Genomic DNA, 20,025 nt, shown 5'->3' on the forward strand with positions numbered 1-20,025 from the left:
TAGAGGTCTGCCTGGCCATCGTCGAGTCGGGCAAGACCGGCAAAGAAATCATGATGAAGCACCAAACGGCGTCTTGGGAATAGCGCCGCTGCGCGGCTCTAAAGTTCCGAAATCGGCTCAAAGCTATACAAATTTCGATTCTATGAACCATTGATTCATCGTCTTACGCTCGCGGAGGCGCGATGGCTAACTCCGGTCGTCTTAGGTTGCTAATCGGCTCTTTCCTGTTCGCGTCATGGCTCGGTGATGCGACGGCGGCGGTTCCCGCGGCCAATTGGCAGAGCGAGTGGGAAGCCACCGTTGAGGCGGCGAAGAAGGAAGGCCAGGTCTCCGTCTATCTCAAAGCCGGGTACGATCTCGTCTTCGGGGCGTTTCAAAAGAAATATCCCGAGATCAAGGTCAACTCCGTCGCGGGACAAGCAGTCGACATCACCAACCGACTGATCGCCGAGCGCCGCGCCGAAAAATATCTCGCCGATGTGTTTACTCTCGGTGTGCGCTCGGCGCAGTCATTGCTGAAGGCCAACGCGCTGGAGCCCATTCGCCCCTACTTCATACTCCCTGAGGTCCTCGATGAATCGAAATGGTACGAGGGCCATGTCTACTCCGACCCTGGCAATACTCACATTTTTCGCTACCTGAGCGTCGCCGAGCAGCAAGTCGGCCTGAACACAAATCTGATCAAGGAGCCGCGCAGAGAATTTAAGTCTTTTTGGGATTTGCTCAACCCAAAATGGAAAGGAAAAATCGTCGCCCGCGACATCCGCACCCCTGGCCCGGGAAGTGGCAACGTGCTCTTCTGGTACCACAACCCGCAACTGGGGCCGACGTTTCTCAAGCGCCTGTTTGGCGAAACCGACATTACGACGACCCGTTACTCCCGCCAAGCCACCGACTGGCTTGCCCAAGGCAAGTTTGCGATCTGTTTGTTCTGCAGCGAAGACGTCGATATCGGCCAGAGGCAGGGCTTGCCGATCGCCTCGCCAGAAATTGATTGGAAGGAAGGCACAGCGCTACTCTCTCAGGCCGGGAATACCACCGTCCTGAAAAATGCCCCACACCCCAATGCGGCGAAAGTATTCCTAAACTGGTTTCTCTCGCGCGAAGGCCAGCTCGAATTGCAACGAGTTCTGGCTAAGGTCCAACCTGCCGAATCGCGCAGGAATGATATTTCCAAAGACGATGTCCCGTCCGATGTCCGGCGCAAATCGGGCGAAAAATATATGGACCTCGACAGCCGTCCCGAGTGGAGCGATATAGAACCGGTGCGCAAACTGCTGAATGAGATTCTAAAAGCGGAAAAGAAGTGAACCTTGCTCTATAACCCATCATGACGCTGTATCCGGCTTTTTCGCAGAAATCGACCTGCATGCAATTTGAGGTGCACAAATGGTACCGGCAGTACCACTTTACGTGAGCTTGGCTCTGCCATTCTCTCATCTTTTTTCTCCTCTCCTTCTGAACTTGGTAGGTCCAGCGGAGAGGAGAAAGCTTTCTGCCTCAGCGTTCAATTCCAGTACTCGGCATCGCCTCTGTTTTTCTCACCGCCGTAGGTGACTTAGCTGTTGGAGTTATCGAGCTATGCGGGCGACCCCTTTCGAATTTTCATCAGGATTAGTTCGATGGACCCGGTATGCTCATCAGTGGCAGCGCAAGCATATGTATGGTAGCATACATACAGCAAGGAGGATCATTGCCGATGAAGCGCACCACCGTATTCGCGGATGATGAGGTGATGAAAAAACTTCAAGAAATGGCCAAGCGGGAGAATTGCACGGTTTCGGAAATCACCCGCAAAGCATTGAACGATTTTGTTTCCCGGCGGGGACGCAAGAAATCGCGCCTGTCCTTGATTGGAATTGGCCGGAGCGGCCGGAAAGACGTGGCAGAGAAGAACGAGAAATTGTTGGCTAGGGGATTCGGCCGCTGATGCCCAGCATCGTTGTAGACACCGGCCCCCTCTACGCCATGGCCGACCGCGACGACGATTGGCATCACCGCACCGTACGTTTTCTCGAAACCAATCGCGACGATCTCGTGGTTCCGGCAAGCGTCTTGCCGGAAGCGGCGTATCTTCTGCTAACGCATTTAGGGACGGCCGCCGAGCAACAATTGGTCCAATCGGTGGTGAAGGGTGAGTTTGCGGTTGAGGGATTAACCCATGCAGACTATCGGCGAGCCTTAGACCTACTTCGACGCTATGAAAGCGCTCGCCTTGGCTTTGTCGACGCCACGGTGATGGCAATTGCCGAACGCCTGAATGTGCAACGCATCCTGACCACAGATCGACGTGATTTCTCAATTGTGCGGCCCCGCCATTGTAAGCAATTTGCACTGCTACCCTGAACGAGCACTAGAAAGTAAAGACCTGACCCTCGAATCTTCTACAGTTCTGGTTCCCTGACCCGCAAGGCTTCTCAATCGCCATGCATCAGCCGAAAACGGCCGAGTCCGAAACTGGTACCTTTTCCTGCGTGAATAATTTCCCCGGCCTTAAGGAAGGGTAAGAACGCCGCGAGGTTGCCCTCGAATGTCACGTGGCCGATCAGGCCGCCCATGGACATTGTGGTTTGCTGGCGGTTTGAGTAGCGTTCCCAATCGAACCATCTTAGATCGTGCTTCACGGTCTTAATAGCCAGCGCGAGATCGATCCATTCTCTAAAAGCCAAAGCCGATGGATCGCCGCCGCAGTGAAAATAGGACAGGTGAGCCAGCCGCCGCAGCAGGCTTCGAAACAAAACATGAAACGGCAATTCGTTGGCGAGCCGGGCGTTATGACGCACGCGTAGCGGCGTCAAAAATTCGATAGAGACTCGCTCAGTCGCAGATGGCTGAGAAGACGCCGTGCAGGGGCGAAGCGGCAACGCGAGCATGTTCTCGAAAGCATCGGCCGAGCGCGGGGTGCGATCCTCCGGGCCATAAAGAGTCCACTGCCGCCCGTCTATCCAACCATCAACAGAACCCAATTCACAGGCTATCCGCCGCGCGCCGAGCCCGCGCTGCCCGAGCTGTTCCAGCGCAAAAACAAAATGGGCCAGCGATCTGATCGCTTTTCCGAAAAGTGTCATGCCCACAACAAGCGGCTGTCCCGCAGCCGCTACGATGCCGCCTGGGGGCGCGCAAGAGCAGTGTAGAGCAACGCCTGCGCCCGACTCAGCTTGACGGCAGTTTCACCGACAAAAAGGCGGTGAGCCGCATTGTCAATCTTTACCGGTGGCAACGATTCCAACGCCCGCAAATGCTTCTGCGCCAGCGTTACCAACTCTGTAAATGGCAGAACTTGCTCGAGCAGATTGTCGGGAAGATAGGCGCGCAAACGCACATAAGGAATCTCTGCGAGCTCGATGCGAGCTTCACTGGTGTCGAGGCGTTTCCCCGTCCCTACAGGAAGTAGGCACGGCCGCTTCGGGATGAAAAAGAAATCGGGATGAGATTCGAATTAGGGTGAGACCAACACGTGATACAGTCGGTCGTCGGGTCTGCCATAGACTTGAAGGATGGTCGCCAGCAACACACCCATGGTTTTCCGGCCACCGGCGACCGAGCAGTGGAGCCTTGTGTTTGGCAGTGCCGTCAGCCCTCGAATGATCGCGGCGAGATGATCGGCAACGGCCAGGTTATCCCGCTGGGTGCGGAGATCGTGGAGCGGGCGCTCATCGGCCCCTTTCAGCGTAATGACGGTGGCAGGGCCGCAGCGGATCTTCCGCGAGGGCGCGTATTCGCGCAGATAGGAAGCGAGTTTTCCCTTTTTTCCAAACAGAAGCCGTTCGCACGCCGCCTTTCCTGAGTCGGTCGTGACGACCTTCACCTCATGGGGTACAACTGCCGGCCGTTGGTGCGCCAACGCCCAAAGCGTTTCTGTAATCACCTGTGGGGTCAGTCCGCACAACGCAATGAGCAAATCTCGCATACCGGTGAACCGATCTTGCGGGGAACCATCACGCGGCGAGTGTGCCGCGAACTTCGCGGTAAAGGCGCAAGATAATCCTCATCTGAAAATAAAAGCCCGTTGTATATCCGCGCTTGAGGAAATGTCAACTGGGAAACCTGACGGGGGGCGCGTGAGAACGAGCGGGGAATCCAAAGGTAGAGTAGAGAACAGGCGCAGTACTATTTAGGTGGCCTGCTTGGCCGTATCCGTCGTTTCCAATTGCGTGCCCGTATAGCAGTCGCCGTGTAACACAGTCCTGTTCCCCCTCATCAAACCGTACTTGCAGTTCTCCCGCATACGGCTTTCCGATCATCTTCATCTAAGGCATGCGAGCTTGCCGATACGACGGTTGGATCGGGATGGCGTACAGACCCAACTCTCGGTAGAGTTTTGCCGTCGGCCACCGGCGCTGGTCGGCTCCCGACGAAAAACGTTATCGCCAACGGGCAAGAATGTGAACTTGGTTTTCGATAGGTATGTCGGCGGCCGCAAGGCGATTGATGGCGATCACAATTTGCTTGAGGCTCAAGTTCTTGTGTTGATCTTTTTCGAGCCGACACCGGCAGAGTCACGCTTATCCAGCGCTTCGGCTCGGCGGCCAATTTGAATATTCACCTGCACTGCCTGGTGCTCGACGGCGTCTACCTAAACCGTAACGGCGCGGCAGTCTTCCACGAGGCGGCGCCTTCCACAGTGGACGAGCTTGAAGTTCTACTCGCCAAAATTATCCAGCGCGTCATGCGCCTATTGACGCGCCTAGGGGCTCTCATCGAAGAACCGGACCAGACCTACCTTCCCGAAACAGAGACCGACGGAGCGCTCAAGGCTCTGCAAGTCGCCTCGTGCACTTATCGGATCGCGCTGGGGCCGCGGGCTGGTCAGAAAGTGGTGAGCTTGCAAAGCCTGCCGAGCCAAGCCAGGTCGTCCATCCCAGAGCTGCGGGCCAACGCACATGGCTTTAGCCTGCACGCGGCGGTGCGCTAGCGCGCCGATCAGCGTAAAGAATTGGAGCAGCTGTGCCGCTACATCACCCGGCCGGCCATCGCCAACGAACGGCTCAAGCGTAACCGCGCCGGGCAGGTCGTGCTGCAATTGAAGAGTCCGTATAAAGACGGCACCACCCATGTCGTTATGGAACCGCTGGAGTTCATGGAGAGATTAGCCGCGCTGGTGCCGCGCCCGCGGCTCCATCTGATCCCTTCGATAGACTCAGGGCAGGCGGCTTCCACGGCGTGCTGGCGCCCAACGCCAAGTTGCGCCGTCAAACTGTTCCCGCTCCGGCGGAGCGCCCCACCGAGATCTCAAGCGAGGACGCTCAGACGCAGGGCGCACCGGCGCGCGTGAGCTAGGCGCGGCTGCTGAAACGCCGCGCGCGCCGGCTCGTCGAGTCGATCTTTTCCAGACCATCTGAGCAGTCAGAACAGCTTGCCAACGCATGCCCACGGTATTGCTTGCCCAGAGCTCGACCGAGCGGCGACCACAGCAACCTTTCGCGGCCTTGCCCGAGCGCTACCCTCAAAGTTATTGCACTATGTCATGATTCGCCATGCTTGACAGATTAAGTTCGACTGCGCGATAGTTTGCCCGTCTAGTATCTGACGAACAACGCGAAAGCTCAGGAGGGTGAACCCGTGAAACGTTGCGCAATGTTTTTCTCGATAACCGCCTTTCTGGTTACGTCAACCAGTGCCGCGTTGGCGCAGTCTGCCCGGCCGGCGATCAATGTTGCTTATTCTTCTGAAGCGGGCCCAGAAACCGCGCTTTGGGTGGCCAAGAATTTGGGGCTCTTTGAGAAGTACGGCCTCGACGTCACGCCCAAGCGGCTGGCTGGCAGTTCGCTCATCGTGCAAGCGATGTTGGCGAAGGAAATTTCTATCGCGCAGATTGGCGGCACGGCAGTGGTGGACGCGCGGCTGGCCGGCGCTGACATTGTCTATCTCGCCTCGGTCATTGGCACCATGGTCGCGTCAATCCACAGCTTGCCGTCGATTACCAAGCTCGAAGATTTGCGCGGGCAAAAAATTGCCGTCACCCGCTTCGGCGCCATCACCGACTTTTTCGCGCGCTACGCGATGAAGACCAAAGGGTTTGTCGCCGGCAAAGATTATTCGGTCGTGCAGACCAACGACATGCCGAACAGTTTGACCGCCCTCAAGCTGGGCACGGCTCAAGCTGGGCTCCTTACGGCGCCCCTCACAGCGATCGCGCGTAAGCAAGGGTTTCCTGAACTGGTCGACATGACCAAGATCGGCGGCGCTTTTCCGTTCAATGGCGTCGCCACGACACGCGAATATCTGAACGGAAAAGAAAACCGCGAAATTCTGCGGCGCTTTATGAAAGGGTGGATCGAAGGCATCAGCGTCGCGCTCAAAAACCGCGAGCAAACTTTGAAGATAATCAGTCATTACACCCGCACCACCGATCAGGAACTATTGGAAGAGGCCTATGATGTCACGGTCGGCCGGGCGTTTCTCAAGTCGCCGTATCCTTTAGTAGACGGCTTCAAAGCGATTTTCGATTTCGTCGCGGAGACGCGTGATCCGAAGGCGAAAAATTTCGACCCCAAAGCGTTTCTCGACGCGAGCTTTGTCAAAGAGTTGGATGACAGTGGGTTTTTGAAAAGCTTGTTCTGAAGGCGCAACCGGAGTGCTTCCCTAGAGAACTTCAGTAATATCGGTCCCCGCGCCATGCGGCGGGGGGGCTTGTAGTGAATCCGACCGGAGGTGATGACCATGCAACGCGTGACCCGTTGGTGTTGTGGCTTGTTGGTTTATCTTCTCGTTTTTGGCGTAAGCGTGGCCGGCGCGCAGAAACTCCTGATTGGTCAGACCGCGATCAGCGCCGAGGGATTACCGATCTGGTTGGCCTATGAGCTGGGCATCTTCAAGAAAAACGGCCTCGATGCTACGCCGGTGTTTCTAGGCGGCGGCGGGCCGCGCTCGTTGTCGGTGATTCTTTCAGGAGAGTGTCCGATCTCCCATGGCTCGGGCATGCCGCTGGTAAACAGCAATCTCAACGGATCGGATCTAGCGATGATCACCGGCGGTACGACGACGATCAATTACTGGCTCATGACCCGTCCCGAGACCAGGTCGCCGGAGCAACTACGCGGCGGCGCCATCGCCATCGGTTCGTTCGGGACCACCACCGATTTTGCCGCGCGCTTCGCGCTCAGGAAGTTGGGCATGGTGGCGGGCAAGGACGTGACGCTCTTGCCGGTGGGCAACAACCCGGTGCGCCTCGGAGCCTTGGAATCGGGCCGCGTCGTTGCCACGCCGCTCAACCCGCCGGCCAGTATCATGGCGCAAAAAAAAGGCTTGAACGTGATGCTCGACATCACGTCGCTTAACATTCCTTGGCCCCACACCGGCGCCATCACGACGCGCAAATACATTCGCGAACATCCCGATACAGTGCGCCGCTTCGTTAGGTCATACGTCGAGGCGGTCCATCGGATCAAAACCGACCGCGAAACCGGGATGAAAGTCATGACCAAGCACTTCAAAGGGCTGCAAGACCGCGACGTGGTGGCGAGCACCTACGACGCGTCATTCGCCGAGAACGTCATGCCGCGTAAACAGTACGCAACCCTGGACGGCATCAAGTACATTCTCGATTATCTCGCCGACAGCGAGCCCAAGGCAAAACGCGCCAAGCCGGAAGAATTCGTCGATATGCGCTTTATTCGTGAACTCGATGAGGGTGGTTATACGGATTCGCTTTATCGCTAGCGCAATTGAAAAACTCAGGAGAGAATAGTCATGGCACGGGACGGATATAAAATTCTCGACAGCGACATGCATGTGTTCGAGCCGCATGATTTGTATCTCAAATACATGGATGCCAAATGGGGCGACCGCATTCCGCGCGGCGAGCCGTGCCAACGTCATGGCCAAATTAGGTTTTCGCTCGCCAACGGCAAACCGCTGCGGCCTTCAGGAACCCAAGCGCTGACCGCGACTTCGCCGCAGAAAAACGCCGAGGAGGCGGCGCCCGGTGAAGCGGAAGTCGCCCATCGCTACGCCATGCCGTTGGCACGCGACTACGACGCGGTGTCACAGGTAGAAGCGATGGATGTCGAAGGTCTCGACATCGCCGTGTTGTTCCGCACCTTCCCACTGCACTGCGACGATAGCTTGGAGCCGGAGTACGCCAATGACTTGTGCCGGGCGTGGAACAATTGGATGGCGGATTTCTGCAGTGTCGATCCAAAGCGGCTGCGCCCGTCGGCGTTGATTACGCTGCACGACGTCGATCTCGCCGTCGACGAGACGCGGCGGGCGATCACCGAGTTGGGCGCCATTGGACTATGCCTGGTGCCCGAGCCGGCCAACGGCAAGCATATTCATGATCGTTATTATGACCCGGTGTGGCGCGAAGCCGAGAAACTCGGCGTGCCGATCTGCTTTCATCCCGCGGCCAACCCCAACACCGATCAGGTCGTGCATCGCTTCAAGGGCCACAGCAACGAGGCGGTGCTGATCAATGCCTTTCGCAACCCCATCGAGCTGATGCTGGCCGTCGGCAGCTTCTGCGCTGGCGGCGTGTTGGAGCGCTTCCCAAAGTTGCGCGTGGCCTTTCTCGAAGGCAACTGTAGCTGGCTGCCCTGGGCGTTGTACCGACTAGACGAGCGCTGGGAGATGCGCAAAGACTATTGCAACGAGTCGATGAGCATGAAGCCAAGCGACTATTTCCTGCGCCAGTGCTACATCTCGGTAGACGTTGAAGAAAACTTGGTGGACGATGTGCTCAAGCGTATCGGCGACGACAACGTGGTCATCTCGACCGACTATCCGCACGCCGACTCGCACTGGCCCGACGCGGTGAACCATTTCATGGGCGTGGAGATGCCGAGCGCGTCGCGCAAGAAAATCTTGTGGGACAACTGCGCCAAGCTCTACGGCGTCAGTTAAGACTGGCCGCAAAAAAACGCCCTTCGATTATCTGGACTTCCACCTTGCGCGGCCGAGGTCTTTGCCATCCGGCTCCCCCGCTAAACGAGTTCCGCCGCTTTCTCTCGCGCCTTACCGCCGGTGGCGGAGTTGCTGTGGAACATGCTCCTCGAGAAAATGCCGAACCATGTCCAGGAACTGCTCTTGCTCGGTGGTGTAAGTTGGCTCGAAATCCATTTTGACCCTTACATCGGTGTTTGGCCGCGCAAAAAGTTTCGGGTCTTCGACCTTAACATCGAGCACTGCCCCAACTGCGGCGGCAGCTTGAAGATCATCGCCTGTCCTGAGCCTCGTCGAAGGGCTGCCATCGAAGATCCGCCAATGATTGACAAGATCCTCAGCCATCTAGGCCTGTCCACCCGAGCCCCGCCGCGCTCTCCGGCGCAGCGATTCGATTTATTTCAAACGACCTGACAAGTCGAAAACCGGTTGCCAATGCGAGCCAACGGACGGGCTCACTCTGAGTACGAGCGAGTCGCGCGAAAAGGAACATTTCGCGCGACTCCGACCGCTGCGGCGCCAAAGCCGACCCCGGCAAAAGCACAAATTTCACTAACCGCTCCGAGGATTGACACGCTCACCGATCCAGCGATATAGCTCCAGTCAGAAAAAAGGGTGGTTTGAATTTCCTATACATAGATGGTGATACTCTGGGTATCCCAATGGCGAGCCCTCGGATTGAGAAACCGTCGCCGCGAGCACACGGCGCAATCGATCCCGCGTAGGGCAATTGGACGGAGGACCGAGTTATGAAGCGAGCTCATGGCCGGTTGACCCGCGCTCTGCTCGGCGCCGCGCTCTTGTGGGGGAGCTCGGTCTGTCTGCCGGCGCATGCCGCACCGATCGAGCTGAACGTGACCGGGGTGGTCACCAGTGTGTCGACTCAAATCGCCAGCGAATTCAGCCTCGGGCAGACGATGTCGGCCATTTTCACCTATGACTCGGCCGCGGCGCCGACCCCATCGCTCATCTTGACCCGCTTGACCTACCCGTCCGCGCTGACTGGTGGAAACTTCCAGATCGGCAGCTATCTCGGCACCTCGGCCGCGGGCAACATCCAAATTGCCGACGACGACCCGACGCTGAACGATCAGATCCGATGGCTCAATGGCGGCATTATGGCGGCGAGCATACTGACCCATGATCCATTCCTGTTCGACATCACCTTGGCGGACTCGACCCAGGTGGCCCTGAGCGACAAACTGCTTCCGCTGACGCTTCCGGACCTGTCCGTGTTCACGGAGCGCTCATGGAGCCTGGCGTTCTCGCCCATTGCATTGGCCGGTGAGCAAACCGCGGTCGGCGGTCGACTGCTCAGCGCCACCCTCACCGTCCTCGAGGTGCCGGAGCCCTCGACGCTGCTGCTCCTGATCGGAGCAGGATGGCTCGCGGCAGCGCTAGTCCGCCGCCGCGCTTGACCTAAGCGGCCGCGGCGCTTTCCTCCGCCGCCTCATGCCGATTGCCGAAGCAGGCAAGGCTGGTCTTGCGCTCGGGCGCAATCCGAGGGACGTAATTGACTAAGTTGACAAACTCTCTAAGCCACGGCTGATCGAAACATGAAATGACTTAGTCAACTTAGTCAATGACGTCCCCAAAGCAGTTCCCCTGCGACGCCGTGTTCCGTACGCCAGAGTACAACGTTGCGGTCAAGCAGCTTCACTGCCAGCGGCTTGTCGGCGAGATCGCGCGACCAAGCCACCGGATGCCAGTAGTGTGCCAATACCTTGTCGGTCTTCTTGCCGTTGGCGGACTTGCCTGTTGATGAACTGTTTTTCATATAGTCACTCGCTTGTGGAAATTTTTCACTAGGCCGAGGTCAGGTTGTGATTCACGGTGCGATAAAACTCGCCGACGCGTGAGTGGTCGACTGGCGCCATCTATTGATCTACCGCAGTGTGGGCGCGACCTCACGCGCCAGCAGATCGAGGGAACGACCGCGATCGGGACCGATGACTTCCCAAGCGATGGGCAGCTTGAGACCGGTGCCGAGAAATTCTTTGAGTCCGCGCGCGACTTGCTCAGGCGTGCCGGCGATGGTGACTTTGCGCACCACGTCGTCGTCGATCCGCGCCGCCGCTTGTGCCAGACCGAGTTTTTCGACATGATCGCGGACTGTGCCGATTTCAGACGCCGTCACACCGGCGTGGCGCAGCATGTCGGAATGGCGCGTCGGCAATTTTTGCGCGACAAAGCGTTTGGCAGCATCGAGGGCCTTGCGTTCGCTCTCGTCGACGGAGATCAATAGATATGCCGCGACCTCGAATTGATCCAACGTCCTCCCTGAGCGCGCCAAGCCTTCTTCGATCAGCGGCATCGCATAGCGCACAAACGGTGGCGTGCAGGGGTAGTTAAACAAAATCCCATCGGCATATTGTCCCGCTAGGCGGAGCGCGGCCGGCCCGGTGGCTCCCAAATAAATCGGAATGCCGCCGCAGCGCTCCATGTCGAGGCGGCTGCCGGGTGTGGCAATTTTGAATCGCGCGCCGTCGTACTGGAAAGACTGGCCGCTCAAAATGCCCTTGATGATTTCGCTGGATTCTTTGACCAGCGCAATCGTTCCGCTGCTATCGATCGCATGCTTGCGCACGGCGTTTAGTACGCGGCCAATGCCAAGTATCACCCGATCGCGCGCGATTTCATCGAGCGACGCCGCTTCCATCGCCAGCAACGCTGGGTGTTTGGTGTGCACGCTCAAAATCCCAAGACCGATTTTGATTTGCTCCGTCGCCGCTGCGATCGCCGTCGCGCGCACGACGGCGCTGCGTGAGTGATATCCTTCGGCAAGCCAGAAGCTGTGTAACCCCAACGCTTCGGCATGCTGCGCCAGCGCGACGCTCTCGCGCATGGAAGTCGCGCCGTCGGTGCCAACGCCAAAATTTTGCCAGCCAGCCATAGAAATCGCTGCGATGAATATGCTTACAAGCCGTAAAGTCTTTTTGCGTTCTCGTTAAGAATCTTGTCCGCCACCGCGTCGCAGACGCCCGGCAGTTGCCGGAGTTTTCTTAGCGCATCGATTTCCGCCGAGACATCGGAGTGGCCGTAGTCGGTGCCGATCACCAGATTGTCGTCGCCAGCGTATTGAAGAACGTAGGCGAGGTCGTCATCAGTCTGGCAAGTGACGAAAAATCGGTAGTCGGCCAAGAAATTCCGCGTGAGCGCGGCTTTGGGATTGCCCCTTTGCCGCTCGATCCGCCTGACCAGATCGTGCAACGCGTAGGGCACCCACTGGGCACCGCTTTCGATCAGGCCGAAGCGCAAGCTGGGGAACAGCTCCGAGATGCCGTTAAAAATCATGCATCACCTCATGAATCCGCTTACCGAAACCCCAAACCTAATACCTAATGCCCAAAACCCAACAGCTATTTCTGCCTCAAGAGCCGATAAACCTTCTCCGCCGTAATCGGCAGCTCGGTGATGCGCACTCCGACCGCATCATAGATCGCGTTGGCGATGGCCGGCGCCACCTGGGAGATCGCGCTCTCGCCGATCTCTTTGCTGTGAAACGGCGACGCGCCCTCGTGGCTATGCACCAACGTCGTCTTGAGTGCCGGTATATCGCGAATGTTGGGAACCTTGTACTCGCCCAAATTCGTCGTCGTCACGCGCCCCTCTTCCATCGCCAACTCTTCCATCAGGCCGTAACCCACGCCCTGCATGATGCCGCCGTCGATCTGTCCCTGATGGCCCACCGGATTGAGAATCGTCGCCACGTCATGGATCGTATCCAACCTGCGCAGGGTCACCTGACCGGTATTCACATCGACACCAACCTCAGCCACGCAGGCCGCAAAAGCACCTTCAGGCGGAGTCTCGTGCTCGGCGTGGTAGCTCTCGGTTTCAAGATTGAGATTTTTCGCGGCGGCAGCCTTGGCGAGCTCGGCCAGCGTAAGTGAGCGACCGCCCGCTCGATCGCCGCTCAACCGACCATTTTTTAGCGAAATCTTATCCTTGCTCACGCCGAGCATTTCCGCCGCCCGATCACAGATCAGCGACTTCAACTGTGCGGTCGCTTTCAACACGGCCTGGCCAAGGACAAAAGTCACGCGGCTCGCACCGGTGCCCGACTCCGAGCGAAAGGCATCGGTGGTGCCGACTTCGAGCCCGACTTGATTCAGCGGCACGTCAAGGGTTTCGGCGACCATCTGACATAGAATCGTGTGCGCACCGGTGCCGGTGTCGGGATAGGTGGTCAAGATCGAAATTTTGCCTTCGGGGTTCAGCCGCATGCGTGCGTTGGCGTCACCCAATCCCACATGACGATACGAAAGCGCCATGCCGCGCCCGACATGCGCCGGCAAATTTTTCTTTTTCCAATGGGTCGCCTTGGCAGTGGTTTCCAATACTTCCTTGCATTTCACGTCGACCATGCCTTTAACGTCTGGCGTCGGGAATCCGTCGGTCAATGCGTTGCGCATTCGCAGCTCGAGCGGATCGATTTTCATCGCCGCGGCGATCATGTCGATTTGCGACTCGCTGGCGAAGGCCAACTGCACCAACCCCGGCGAACGAAAATGGCCGCAGGGCACGCTGTTAGTGTAGATCGCGTAGGAATCGATTCGGACGTTGGCAATCGCATAGGCGCCAGCGGCTTTCACCGCGCCGGGCAAGTTGACGGTTGGAATCGGTTTCATGGCGCCATAGGCGCCGCCGTCCCAATAAGCTTTGATTTGCCGCGCCGTGATACGGCCATCTTTCTTGAGACCGGTCTTGATGACGATTTGCGCCGCGTGGCGCGGGTTCGCCGCCGTCAGCTCCTCCGTGTAACTCATGACCATGCGCACCGGCCGCTCAAGTCGCCGCGCCAGGAAATAGCAGAGCGGCAAATCCATCAACGCACCCTTGCCACCGAAGTCGCCGCCGATGGTGGAAACATGGATCGTAATCCTTTCGGCGGGCACGCCGATGGCATCGGCAAGACTATTTTTTGTGTTGTAGGGAACCTTGTTGCTTACCCAGACGTGAATGGTCCCCGTGCTGCGGTCGATAGAAACGACGCTCGAATGCGGTTCCAAGTAAGTCTGGTGCACATGCTGGGTGGCGAAGCGATCCTCGAAAATTTTGTCCGCTTCGCGAAAGCCTTGATCAACATCGCCCAGCGTCCACTCTTCGTGCGAATAACTATTATTCGGCGGCGTGCCGATATTGGGCAAGCCTTGGTATTCCGCCAAGCCCTCGTGCAGCTCCGGCGCGCCTTCGGCAATCGCCGCCAGCGGATCGAACACGGGCGTCAACGGCTCGTATTCCACCTCGATCATCTGCGCCGCCTCTTCGGCAACATCACGTTCCGCGGCGGCGACCACGGCAACTTTCTCGCCGATGAAGCGCACGCGATCGTTGGCGAGCATCGGCATGTCACGCAGACGGCGGCCGGTTAGGACATCAGGAATGTCCGCTGCGGTGAGAACTGCCAATACTCCGGCATGGGCCTTTGCGCGATCCGTATTCAAGCGCGTGATCCGCGCGTGAGGATAAGCACTGCGCAAAACTTTTCCCCACACCGTGCCCGGCAGCACATGGTCGGCCGTGTAAAGCGCCTGTCCGGTAACTTTTTTCTTGCCCTCGATTTTGGGCGCCGGTTTGCCAACGTAGGAATAATGCGGCTGTTTTGCTTTTGGATTTGCCATCGAATTTCTCGAGTGCTGAGTTTTCAACCGCCCTACCTTTCCGCCGCGCACGCCTGAATTGCTTCGAAGATCCCCGTGTACCCCGTGCAGCGGCACAAGTTGCCGTCGAGACCTTTTTTCACTTCGTCCAACGTCGGTTTCGGATTGCGCCGCAAGAGCGCCGTCGCCGCCATCAACATGCCGGGCGTGCAATAGCCGCACTGGAGCGCGCCATGTTTGAGAAACAGACGCTGCAAATTGTTCAACTCGCCATCCTGGGCAAGTCCCTCGACAGTGCTGATCGCCTTGCCTTCGCAGCGCGCCGCCAGCACGACGCAGCTGTGCACCGCCACTCCGTCAAGCAACACCGTGCAGGCGCCGCAGTGACTGGTCTCGCAGCCGCGCTTGGTGCCGGTCATGCCGAGCCCTTCGCGGAGCGCATCGAGCAACAGTGCGGTCTCTGCCACTTCGACTTCCTGGGTCTCGCCGTTCACGTCCAATCTAAGCTTTGCCATGACCGTTCCTTTCCGCCCCTTCCATCGCTGCAGCGATCGCGCGGCGCACCAACACTTTGACCATCTTGCGCCGATAGTCGGCCGAGGCATGTGGATCGCTCATCGGGTCGGCTTCGCCGGCGGCGATCTCCGCCGCGGCACGGATCGTCTCGTCGTTTAATACTTTGCCGTTCAATGCAGCCTCTGCCTTAGAGGCGCGAAACGGCACCGGCGCCACGCCGCCCAAACCAAGCCGCACGTCGCGCGCCGGCGCGCCGTCATTTTCTCCCGGCACGATTAGTGCCGCGACGCCGGCGATGGCGAGATCCTCCGGGCTGATGGCGTGCTTGAGGTAGGCAACCCGCGCCCCCTGTGGCACGGCCGGAATCTCCACCCGCGAAAGAATTTCTGCCGGCGCCACTGCGGTCTCAAAAAAACCGCGAAAGAAATCCGCCAGCGGCACTTTTCTCGTCGCCTTGCTGCTCCGCAACTCAACTGAGGCGTTGAGCGCCAACAGCGCCGGCGGCAGATCGGCGCCCGGCTCATTGTGACAAAGATTGCCGCCAATGGTGCCGAGGTTGCGGATCGCCGTGGAGCCGACCTTCGCGGCCGCTTGGCCCAACAAAGGAATCGCGCGCCGCACCTCAGGCGACGAGATCAATTCAAAAAAAGTCGTCATGGCGCCGACCGAAGCGCCCTGTCCCTGCCGGTGCAAGCCGCGCAGCTCGCCCAACGGCTCCAGGTCGAGCAGAATCTGCGGATCGATCAACTTGTTGCGCAGCATAACCAGCAACGATTGCCCGCCGGTAATCGGCAGCGCGTCTTTGCCATACTGCGCGCGCTGGCTCAGCGCTTCATCCATGGAACGGGGTCGAAACAGTTTTCTTTCCATGCGTCAAGACTCCTAATGTGCTAGCACCTTATTTCACCACAAAGACAGAATCTTTTTCCGAACTTCGTGCTCTTCGTGTCACCTAATGGTGAAATTCCTACTCTCTTCATCCTTCAATCGCACTTTTAATTTTGTCGCCGAACTCTTTGATCACTGTCTCCGCCTTCTTTTTGACAAACGGATAGCCGAGCGTGCCGAGACGACCAAAGACGTTCACGTCGGTCTCAAAACCAATCTCCGTGTCATTGCCTTTCGCCGTCAGCGCCAGGGCCATCGTCTGGCGCACGCCGCCGGCTTTGAAATCCTTCCCTTCCATGGCGATCTCGATACACTTTAGCGGCTCGAGCTTCTTTACATCAGCCAACAAATCCAAATGAACGGTGATCGGCCCGACGCTGTCTTTCACCTTCAGTTCATACTTCTCGCGTTCTTTGATGGTCTTGACGCTTTCGCACCCCGGGATGCAGCGAGAGAGTTTTTCGATGTCCCAAAGAAACTCCCAGACTTTTTCCACCGGCCGGTTGATCAACAAGTTGCCCTGAAACTTCATCCGCTTCTAATCCTCCTCACCACGAAGTCACGAAGAGCACGAAGGTAAGAGAAGAGATTTATGTCTCTCTTCCGAACTTCGTGTCCTTCGTGCCCTTCGTGGTGAATCATTTCTTGCAAAATTCTCTCACAAATCATCCAACGACACTTTGTCGGCCCCCGGCACTTTGACAATCTCCGGAAAACTCTGTCCAAACGGCACAGTGGCATCGATGCCCAAACTCGAACCGACGCGGTACTTGCGCACGCACGGCGGCATCCATGGCGCTCGCCATCACCCGCGGAAAGACATACCCACCGTGCCCGCGGCGGGAAAATGCACCGCCGTGACGCCGGGAAATTCTTTTTTAAGCTGCGAATAGTAAGTCGCCTCCAACGGCAGTTGTTTAAGAATATGGTTTTCCGTCGTCGGCATGCCGGTGAGCGCGGCCTGATAGGTGGGATTTTTCCGATGCGTGATCGCAGTCACTTCGATCACCGGCTTGGGATTGGACGGCGTGTAGTAGCCCGACACTTCACCGAACGGCCCTTCTTCTTCGCGCACGTTGGGAAGGACCAGGCCTTCGATGATGATTTCCGCCGTCGCCGGCACTTCCGCCAGTGGCGAGCACGCCAACGCGCACTCGGGTCAGCTCGGCCGCCAGGGCGGGCGCGGACCGCAGGGCTAGTAAAAGCAGCAACATCGAGAACGATAAAAATATCTGCACCATGTCACTTAGGCCTCAAGCCCTATTCACCACGAAGAACCGAACGCGGGGCAGCCGCAACCAAAGAATTGGGATTCACCACGGAGAACAGGGAGAGAGGGAAAGAAATTTTTTCATAAAAACAATTCTCTCTTTCTTGTCTCCGTGAACTCCGTGTCCTCCGTGGTGCAATTTCCTCTCCAAACTTTGCGCCTTTGCGCGAGATATTCCGAGTCCTCGCTCACTTCGCCCCCTGCGCTTCGATCGCGTTCAACACCCGCTCGGGATAGAGCGGCAAATCTTTGATGCGGACTTTCATCGCGTCATAAATCGCATTACCCACGGCCGGCGCGATGCCGACAACGGCAAGCTCGCCGATGCCCTTGGCGCCGAAGGGTCCCTCGGGCAAGGGCACTTCCACCGGGATCGCGACGATCTCGGGAATCTCGTGCGACGACGGCAGTTTGTAATCCATAAACGATGGATTGATCACCCGGCCATCTTCGAACTGCAGCCGTTCGTGCAGAGCGTAGCCGATCCCCATCGCCACACCGCCGGTGATCTGGCCGCGCACGCTGATCGGATTGAGCGTGGTGCCGACGTCGTGCGCCGAGGCAATTTTTCTGATTCTGACAATACCCGTCTCTTCGTCGATCTCCGCTTCCACCGCCTGCGCCGCATATTTCCATCCCGGAACATACTCTTTCCCCTGCGCTTTATGGGGCAGCGACGGATAGTCACCCTTGCCGCCGTACCAGCCGCGCCCGAGGATCGGCTTCTCCCGGTTATGCGCCGACTCGAGAACTTGGCGCAGGGAAAGCGACAACTCGGGGCGTTTGGCCGAGACGATCTTTTCGTTGTCGACGGTCAAATCGCTCGCCGGAATCTCGGACATCTTCGACGCCCTTTCGAGCAGCTGTTGTTTTGCGTCCTCCGCGGCTTTCTTGACCGCCATGCCGGTATAAAAAGTCACGCGACTGGAAAATGTGCCGCGGTCGTAAGGGGTCGCGCCGGTGTCGGCGCAAGTGATGCCAACCGATTCGTACGGAATCCCTAACACCTCGGCGGCGATCTGCGACAAAACCCCGCACATCCCTTGGCCTAATTCAGACGAACCGACCATCACCTGCGCGCTGCCGTCTTCGTTGAACAGCACATGGGCGCCGGAAATGCTCGAGTGGGTGGTCGGAGATTTGGCGATGACGGCCAGGCCGCGGCCGACGTTTTTCGGCTTCGGCGTGCCCCAGCCAATTTCTCGCGCGACTTTCTGCAAACATTCTTCGAGACCGATGCTCACCGCCGAATCGCCAATCGCGTTCAGATCACCTTCGCGCAAAATATTTTTCATGCGCAGTTCGAGGGGGTCCATGCCTAATCGCTCAGCGATCATGTCGAGCTGCGACTCGATGGCAAAGGCACCCTCCGGCACACCCAAACCGCGCAGCTGCGTGCCGCGCATCTTGTTGGTGTAGACCAGTGTCGAAGTGACCCGAATATCGTAAATATTGTACGGGCCGATGCCGTCTTTCATCGCCCGACTGCTTGGCGCCAAGCCTTCCGCGTAGGCGCCCTTGTCCCAAAGAAAATCGATGTCGCGGGCGACGATCTTGCCGTCTTTCATCACGGCGGTTCTAACTTTCACCGTTGCCGGCGTCGAACCCGCCGCCGCGGTGAACTCGTCGGTGCGCGTCATCACCATCTTCACCGGCTTGTGCGCCTTCATCGCCAGGGCGATGGCGACCGGCTCCAAGCGCGGCTCGATCTTGCCGCCGAAGCCGCCACCTACCTTGGTGCAGATAATGCGCATCTTGCTTTCCGGCACGCCGAACAGACTCGCCATCACGGTGCGCAGCTCAAACACTTCCTGGGAGCAGGTCCAGACTGTGACCGTGCCGCCGATCACCGCCGCCGTGGTGGCGTGCGGCTCCATGTAACTGTGATGGATTTGGCTGGCATGAAAAACGTCCTCGAAAACGTGGTCGGCCTTCTTGAGCGCCGCTTCGACGTCACCGCGCTCGGTGGAGGCGCGGTGGACGATATTCGTGCCCTGCACTGGATACCACGACGCGAGATACACCGAGCGCGCGCGGAGATCGGAAAGATCGTCATGCACCAGCGGCGCGCCGTCGCGGATCGCCTCTTCGGCGCTGAACACCGCCGGCAAGTCTTCGTACTCGACGTCGATCAGCGACAAAGCCTCTTCCGCTGTGTCCTCGTCGATGGCCGCCACGGCCGCCACCGGTTGACCGACAAAGCGAACTTTATTGATGGCGAAGATATGCTCGTCTTGCACGGCGTAGCCGTAGCGCCGCGCCGGCACGTCCTTCGCCGCGATCACCGCCTTTACGCCGGGATGTTTTTTCGTTTTCTCAAGATCGACGCGCAGAACTTTGCCGTGCGGAATCGGACTGCGCAAGACTTTTCCCCAGAGCATGCCCGGCAATTTCACGTCGGGACCATACACCGCCTGTCCCGTAAGCATCTCCGGTCCGTCCACCCGCTCCACCGGCTTGCCAATTACTCGATAGTCAGCCATGAATCCGAAGCCTCCCTGTCACACAAATAGAAAATCGCAGGAACGAACCGCATCAAGCAAATCCAGCGACCGAATCGGCAACATAGACCGAGCCGATACCAATTTGTCAAGCTCAAAGTGCGGTCCGTTCGTCCCGGATTCCGCTCTCAAAGTGAGCGCAGTGATTTCCGACTTCCTCGCCCTCTGGGGAAGGATTGAGGGTGAGGGCGCATTGTGGCACGGTCGATGCTTCGACAGCCCTCTCCCTAGCCCTCTCCCAAAGGGCGAGGGGACTCGATTCTCTCAGTCGCGCGCTGAAATTTTATCGGATTAGGGTTGAGTCTACGTGTGGAACTCCTGGGTCAACCACTCCGTGGGAATTTCCCGTCCAAGGCCGCGCTCC

Annotated in this window: 22 protein-coding genes; 9 read left to right on the top strand and 13 right to left on the bottom strand. The window is 58.2% G+C overall.

The genetic code is table 11. The features are described from left to right. Positions 1-182 precede the first annotated feature (182 nt). The 3 genes from FJ145_05025 (at position 183) to FJ145_05035 (ending at position 2,346) form a co-directional block, all read left to right on the top strand. Positions 183-1,310: an extracellular solute-binding protein gene (locus tag FJ145_05025; protein ID MBM4260789.1), complete on the top strand. Its 1,128-nt coding sequence runs from the start codon at positions 183-185 to the stop codon at positions 1,308-1,310. A gap of 323 nt (positions 1,311-1,633) precedes the next feature. Next, on the top strand, positions 1,634-1,930 hold the full coding sequence (locus FJ145_05030; protein ID MBM4260790.1) for a ribbon-helix-helix protein, CopG family: 297 nt from the start codon (positions 1,634-1,636) through the stop codon (positions 1,928-1,930). After that, complete coding sequence (locus tag FJ145_05035; protein MBM4260791.1) at positions 1,930-2,346, top strand: PIN domain-containing protein; 417 nt, start codon at positions 1,930-1,932, stop codon at positions 2,344-2,346. Before FJ145_05030 ends, FJ145_05035 begins: the two co-directional genes overlap by 1 nt. A 71-nt stretch (positions 2,347-2,417) precedes the next feature. On the opposite strand, the gene FJ145_05040 is transcribed toward FJ145_05035, so the two are convergent. Genes FJ145_05040 through FJ145_05050 form a run of 3 tightly spaced genes read right to left on the bottom strand, consistent with a single transcriptional unit; the run spans position 2,418 to position 3,910 of the window. After that, a complete protein-coding gene (locus tag FJ145_05040; protein MBM4260792.1) occupies positions 2,418-3,074 on the bottom strand; it encodes a CRISPR system precrRNA processing endoribonuclease RAMP protein Cas6 in 657 nt (218 codons plus the stop codon). A 23-nt stretch (positions 3,075-3,097) separates the two neighbouring features. Further along, positions 3,098-3,412 carry a hypothetical protein gene (locus FJ145_05045; GenBank protein MBM4260793.1) on the bottom strand — a complete coding sequence of 105 codons (315 nt, stop codon included), beginning with the start codon at positions 3,410-3,412 and terminating at the stop codon, positions 3,098-3,100. 27 nt (positions 3,413-3,439) lie between these two features. Then, on the bottom strand, positions 3,440-3,910 hold the full coding sequence (locus FJ145_05050; protein MBM4260794.1) for a TIGR02584 family CRISPR-associated protein: 471 nt from the start codon (positions 3,908-3,910) through the stop codon (positions 3,440-3,442). Positions 3,911-4,507: 597 nt separating this feature from the next. Here FJ145_05050 and FJ145_05055 point away from each other — a divergent pair. The 5 genes from FJ145_05055 to FJ145_05075 all read left to right on the top strand — a co-directional run bounded on the left by FJ145_05055 (position 4,508) and on the right by FJ145_05075 (position 8,844). Continuing rightward, positions 4,508-4,915 (top strand): hypothetical protein, encoded by a 408-nt coding sequence (locus FJ145_05055; protein MBM4260795.1) that lies wholly within the window; start codon positions 4,508-4,510, stop codon positions 4,913-4,915. Between the two features lie 21 nt (positions 4,916-4,936). After that, positions 4,937-5,275: a hypothetical protein gene (locus tag FJ145_05060; protein MBM4260796.1), complete on the top strand. Its 339-nt coding sequence runs from the start codon at positions 4,937-4,939 to the stop codon at positions 5,273-5,275. A 287-nt stretch (positions 5,276-5,562) separates the two neighbouring features. Further along, positions 5,563-6,564 (top strand): ABC transporter substrate-binding protein, encoded by a 1,002-nt coding sequence (locus tag FJ145_05065; GenBank protein MBM4260797.1) that lies wholly within the window; start codon positions 5,563-5,565, stop codon positions 6,562-6,564. Between the two features lie 93 nt (positions 6,565-6,657). Continuing rightward, the gene (locus FJ145_05070) at positions 6,658-7,662 is read left to right on the top strand and encodes an ABC transporter substrate-binding protein (GenBank protein MBM4260798.1); all 1,005 of its coding nucleotides are present in this window, start codon (positions 6,658-6,660) and stop codon (positions 7,660-7,662) included. Between the two features lie 30 nt (positions 7,663-7,692). Beyond that, entirely contained in the window at positions 7,693-8,844 is a 1,152-nt protein-coding gene (locus FJ145_05075) for a hypothetical protein (protein MBM4260799.1), read from the top strand. A gap of 111 nt (positions 8,845-8,955) precedes the next feature. On the opposite strand, the gene FJ145_05080 is transcribed toward FJ145_05075, so the two are convergent. Further along, on the bottom strand, positions 8,956-9,228 hold the full coding sequence (locus FJ145_05080; GenBank protein ID MBM4260800.1) for a hypothetical protein: 273 nt from the start codon (positions 9,226-9,228) through the stop codon (positions 8,956-8,958). 404 nt (positions 9,229-9,632) lie between these two features. Between FJ145_05080 and FJ145_05085 the strand changes: the two genes are divergently transcribed. Next, positions 9,633-10,301 (top strand): PEP-CTERM sorting domain-containing protein, encoded by a 669-nt coding sequence (locus FJ145_05085; protein ID MBM4260801.1) that lies wholly within the window; start codon positions 9,633-9,635, stop codon positions 10,299-10,301. Positions 10,302-10,462: 161 nt separating this feature from the next. Here the strand turns inward: FJ145_05085 and FJ145_05090 are convergent, their stop codons facing one another. From FJ145_05090 to FJ145_05130, 9 genes are all read right to left on the bottom strand, one after another. Continuing rightward, positions 10,463-10,660 carry a hypothetical protein gene (locus tag FJ145_05090; protein MBM4260802.1) on the bottom strand — a complete coding sequence of 66 codons (198 nt, stop codon included), beginning with the start codon at positions 10,658-10,660 and terminating at the stop codon, positions 10,463-10,465. Between the two features lie 108 nt (positions 10,661-10,768). Next, on the bottom strand, positions 10,769-11,776 hold the full coding sequence (locus FJ145_05095) for an LLM class flavin-dependent oxidoreductase (GenBank protein ID MBM4260803.1): 1,008 nt from the start codon (positions 11,774-11,776) through the stop codon (positions 10,769-10,771). A 23-nt stretch (positions 11,777-11,799) separates the two neighbouring features. After that, positions 11,800-12,177, bottom strand: coding sequence for a hypothetical protein (locus FJ145_05100; GenBank protein ID MBM4260804.1), 378 nt, complete (start codon positions 12,175-12,177; stop codon positions 11,800-11,802). A 65-nt stretch (positions 12,178-12,242) separates the two neighbouring features. After that, a complete protein-coding gene (locus FJ145_05105) occupies positions 12,243-14,507 on the bottom strand; it encodes a xanthine dehydrogenase family protein molybdopterin-binding subunit (protein MBM4260805.1) in 2,265 nt (754 codons plus the stop codon). Between the two features lie 32 nt (positions 14,508-14,539). After that, a complete protein-coding gene (locus tag FJ145_05110) occupies positions 14,540-15,001 on the bottom strand; it encodes a (2Fe-2S)-binding protein (GenBank protein MBM4260806.1) in 462 nt (153 codons plus the stop codon). Further along, positions 14,988-15,872 carry a xanthine dehydrogenase family protein subunit M gene (locus FJ145_05115; protein MBM4260807.1) on the bottom strand — a complete coding sequence of 295 codons (885 nt, stop codon included), beginning with the start codon at positions 15,870-15,872 and terminating at the stop codon, positions 14,988-14,990. Before FJ145_05115 ends, FJ145_05110 begins: the two co-directional genes overlap by 14 nt. Before the next feature lie 106 nt (positions 15,873-15,978). Continuing rightward, positions 15,979-16,422: a hypothetical protein gene (locus tag FJ145_05120; GenBank protein ID MBM4260808.1), complete on the bottom strand. Its 444-nt coding sequence runs from the start codon at positions 16,420-16,422 to the stop codon at positions 15,979-15,981. 273 nt (positions 16,423-16,695) lie between these two features. Beyond that, positions 16,696-17,037: a UbiD family decarboxylase gene (locus FJ145_05125; protein ID MBM4260809.1), complete on the bottom strand. Its 342-nt coding sequence runs from the start codon at positions 17,035-17,037 to the stop codon at positions 16,696-16,698. A gap of 311 nt (positions 17,038-17,348) precedes the next feature. Next, positions 17,349-19,643, bottom strand: a complete 2,295-nt coding sequence (locus FJ145_05130) for a xanthine dehydrogenase family protein molybdopterin-binding subunit (protein ID MBM4260810.1) — start codon at positions 19,641-19,643, stop codon at positions 17,349-17,351. Positions 19,644-20,025: the final 382 nt, after the last annotated feature.

The sequence above is a fragment of the Deltaproteobacteria bacterium genome, assembly GCA_016874755.1.
Lineage (GTDB): Bacteria > Desulfobacterota > Binatia > UBA9968 > UBA9968 > DP-20.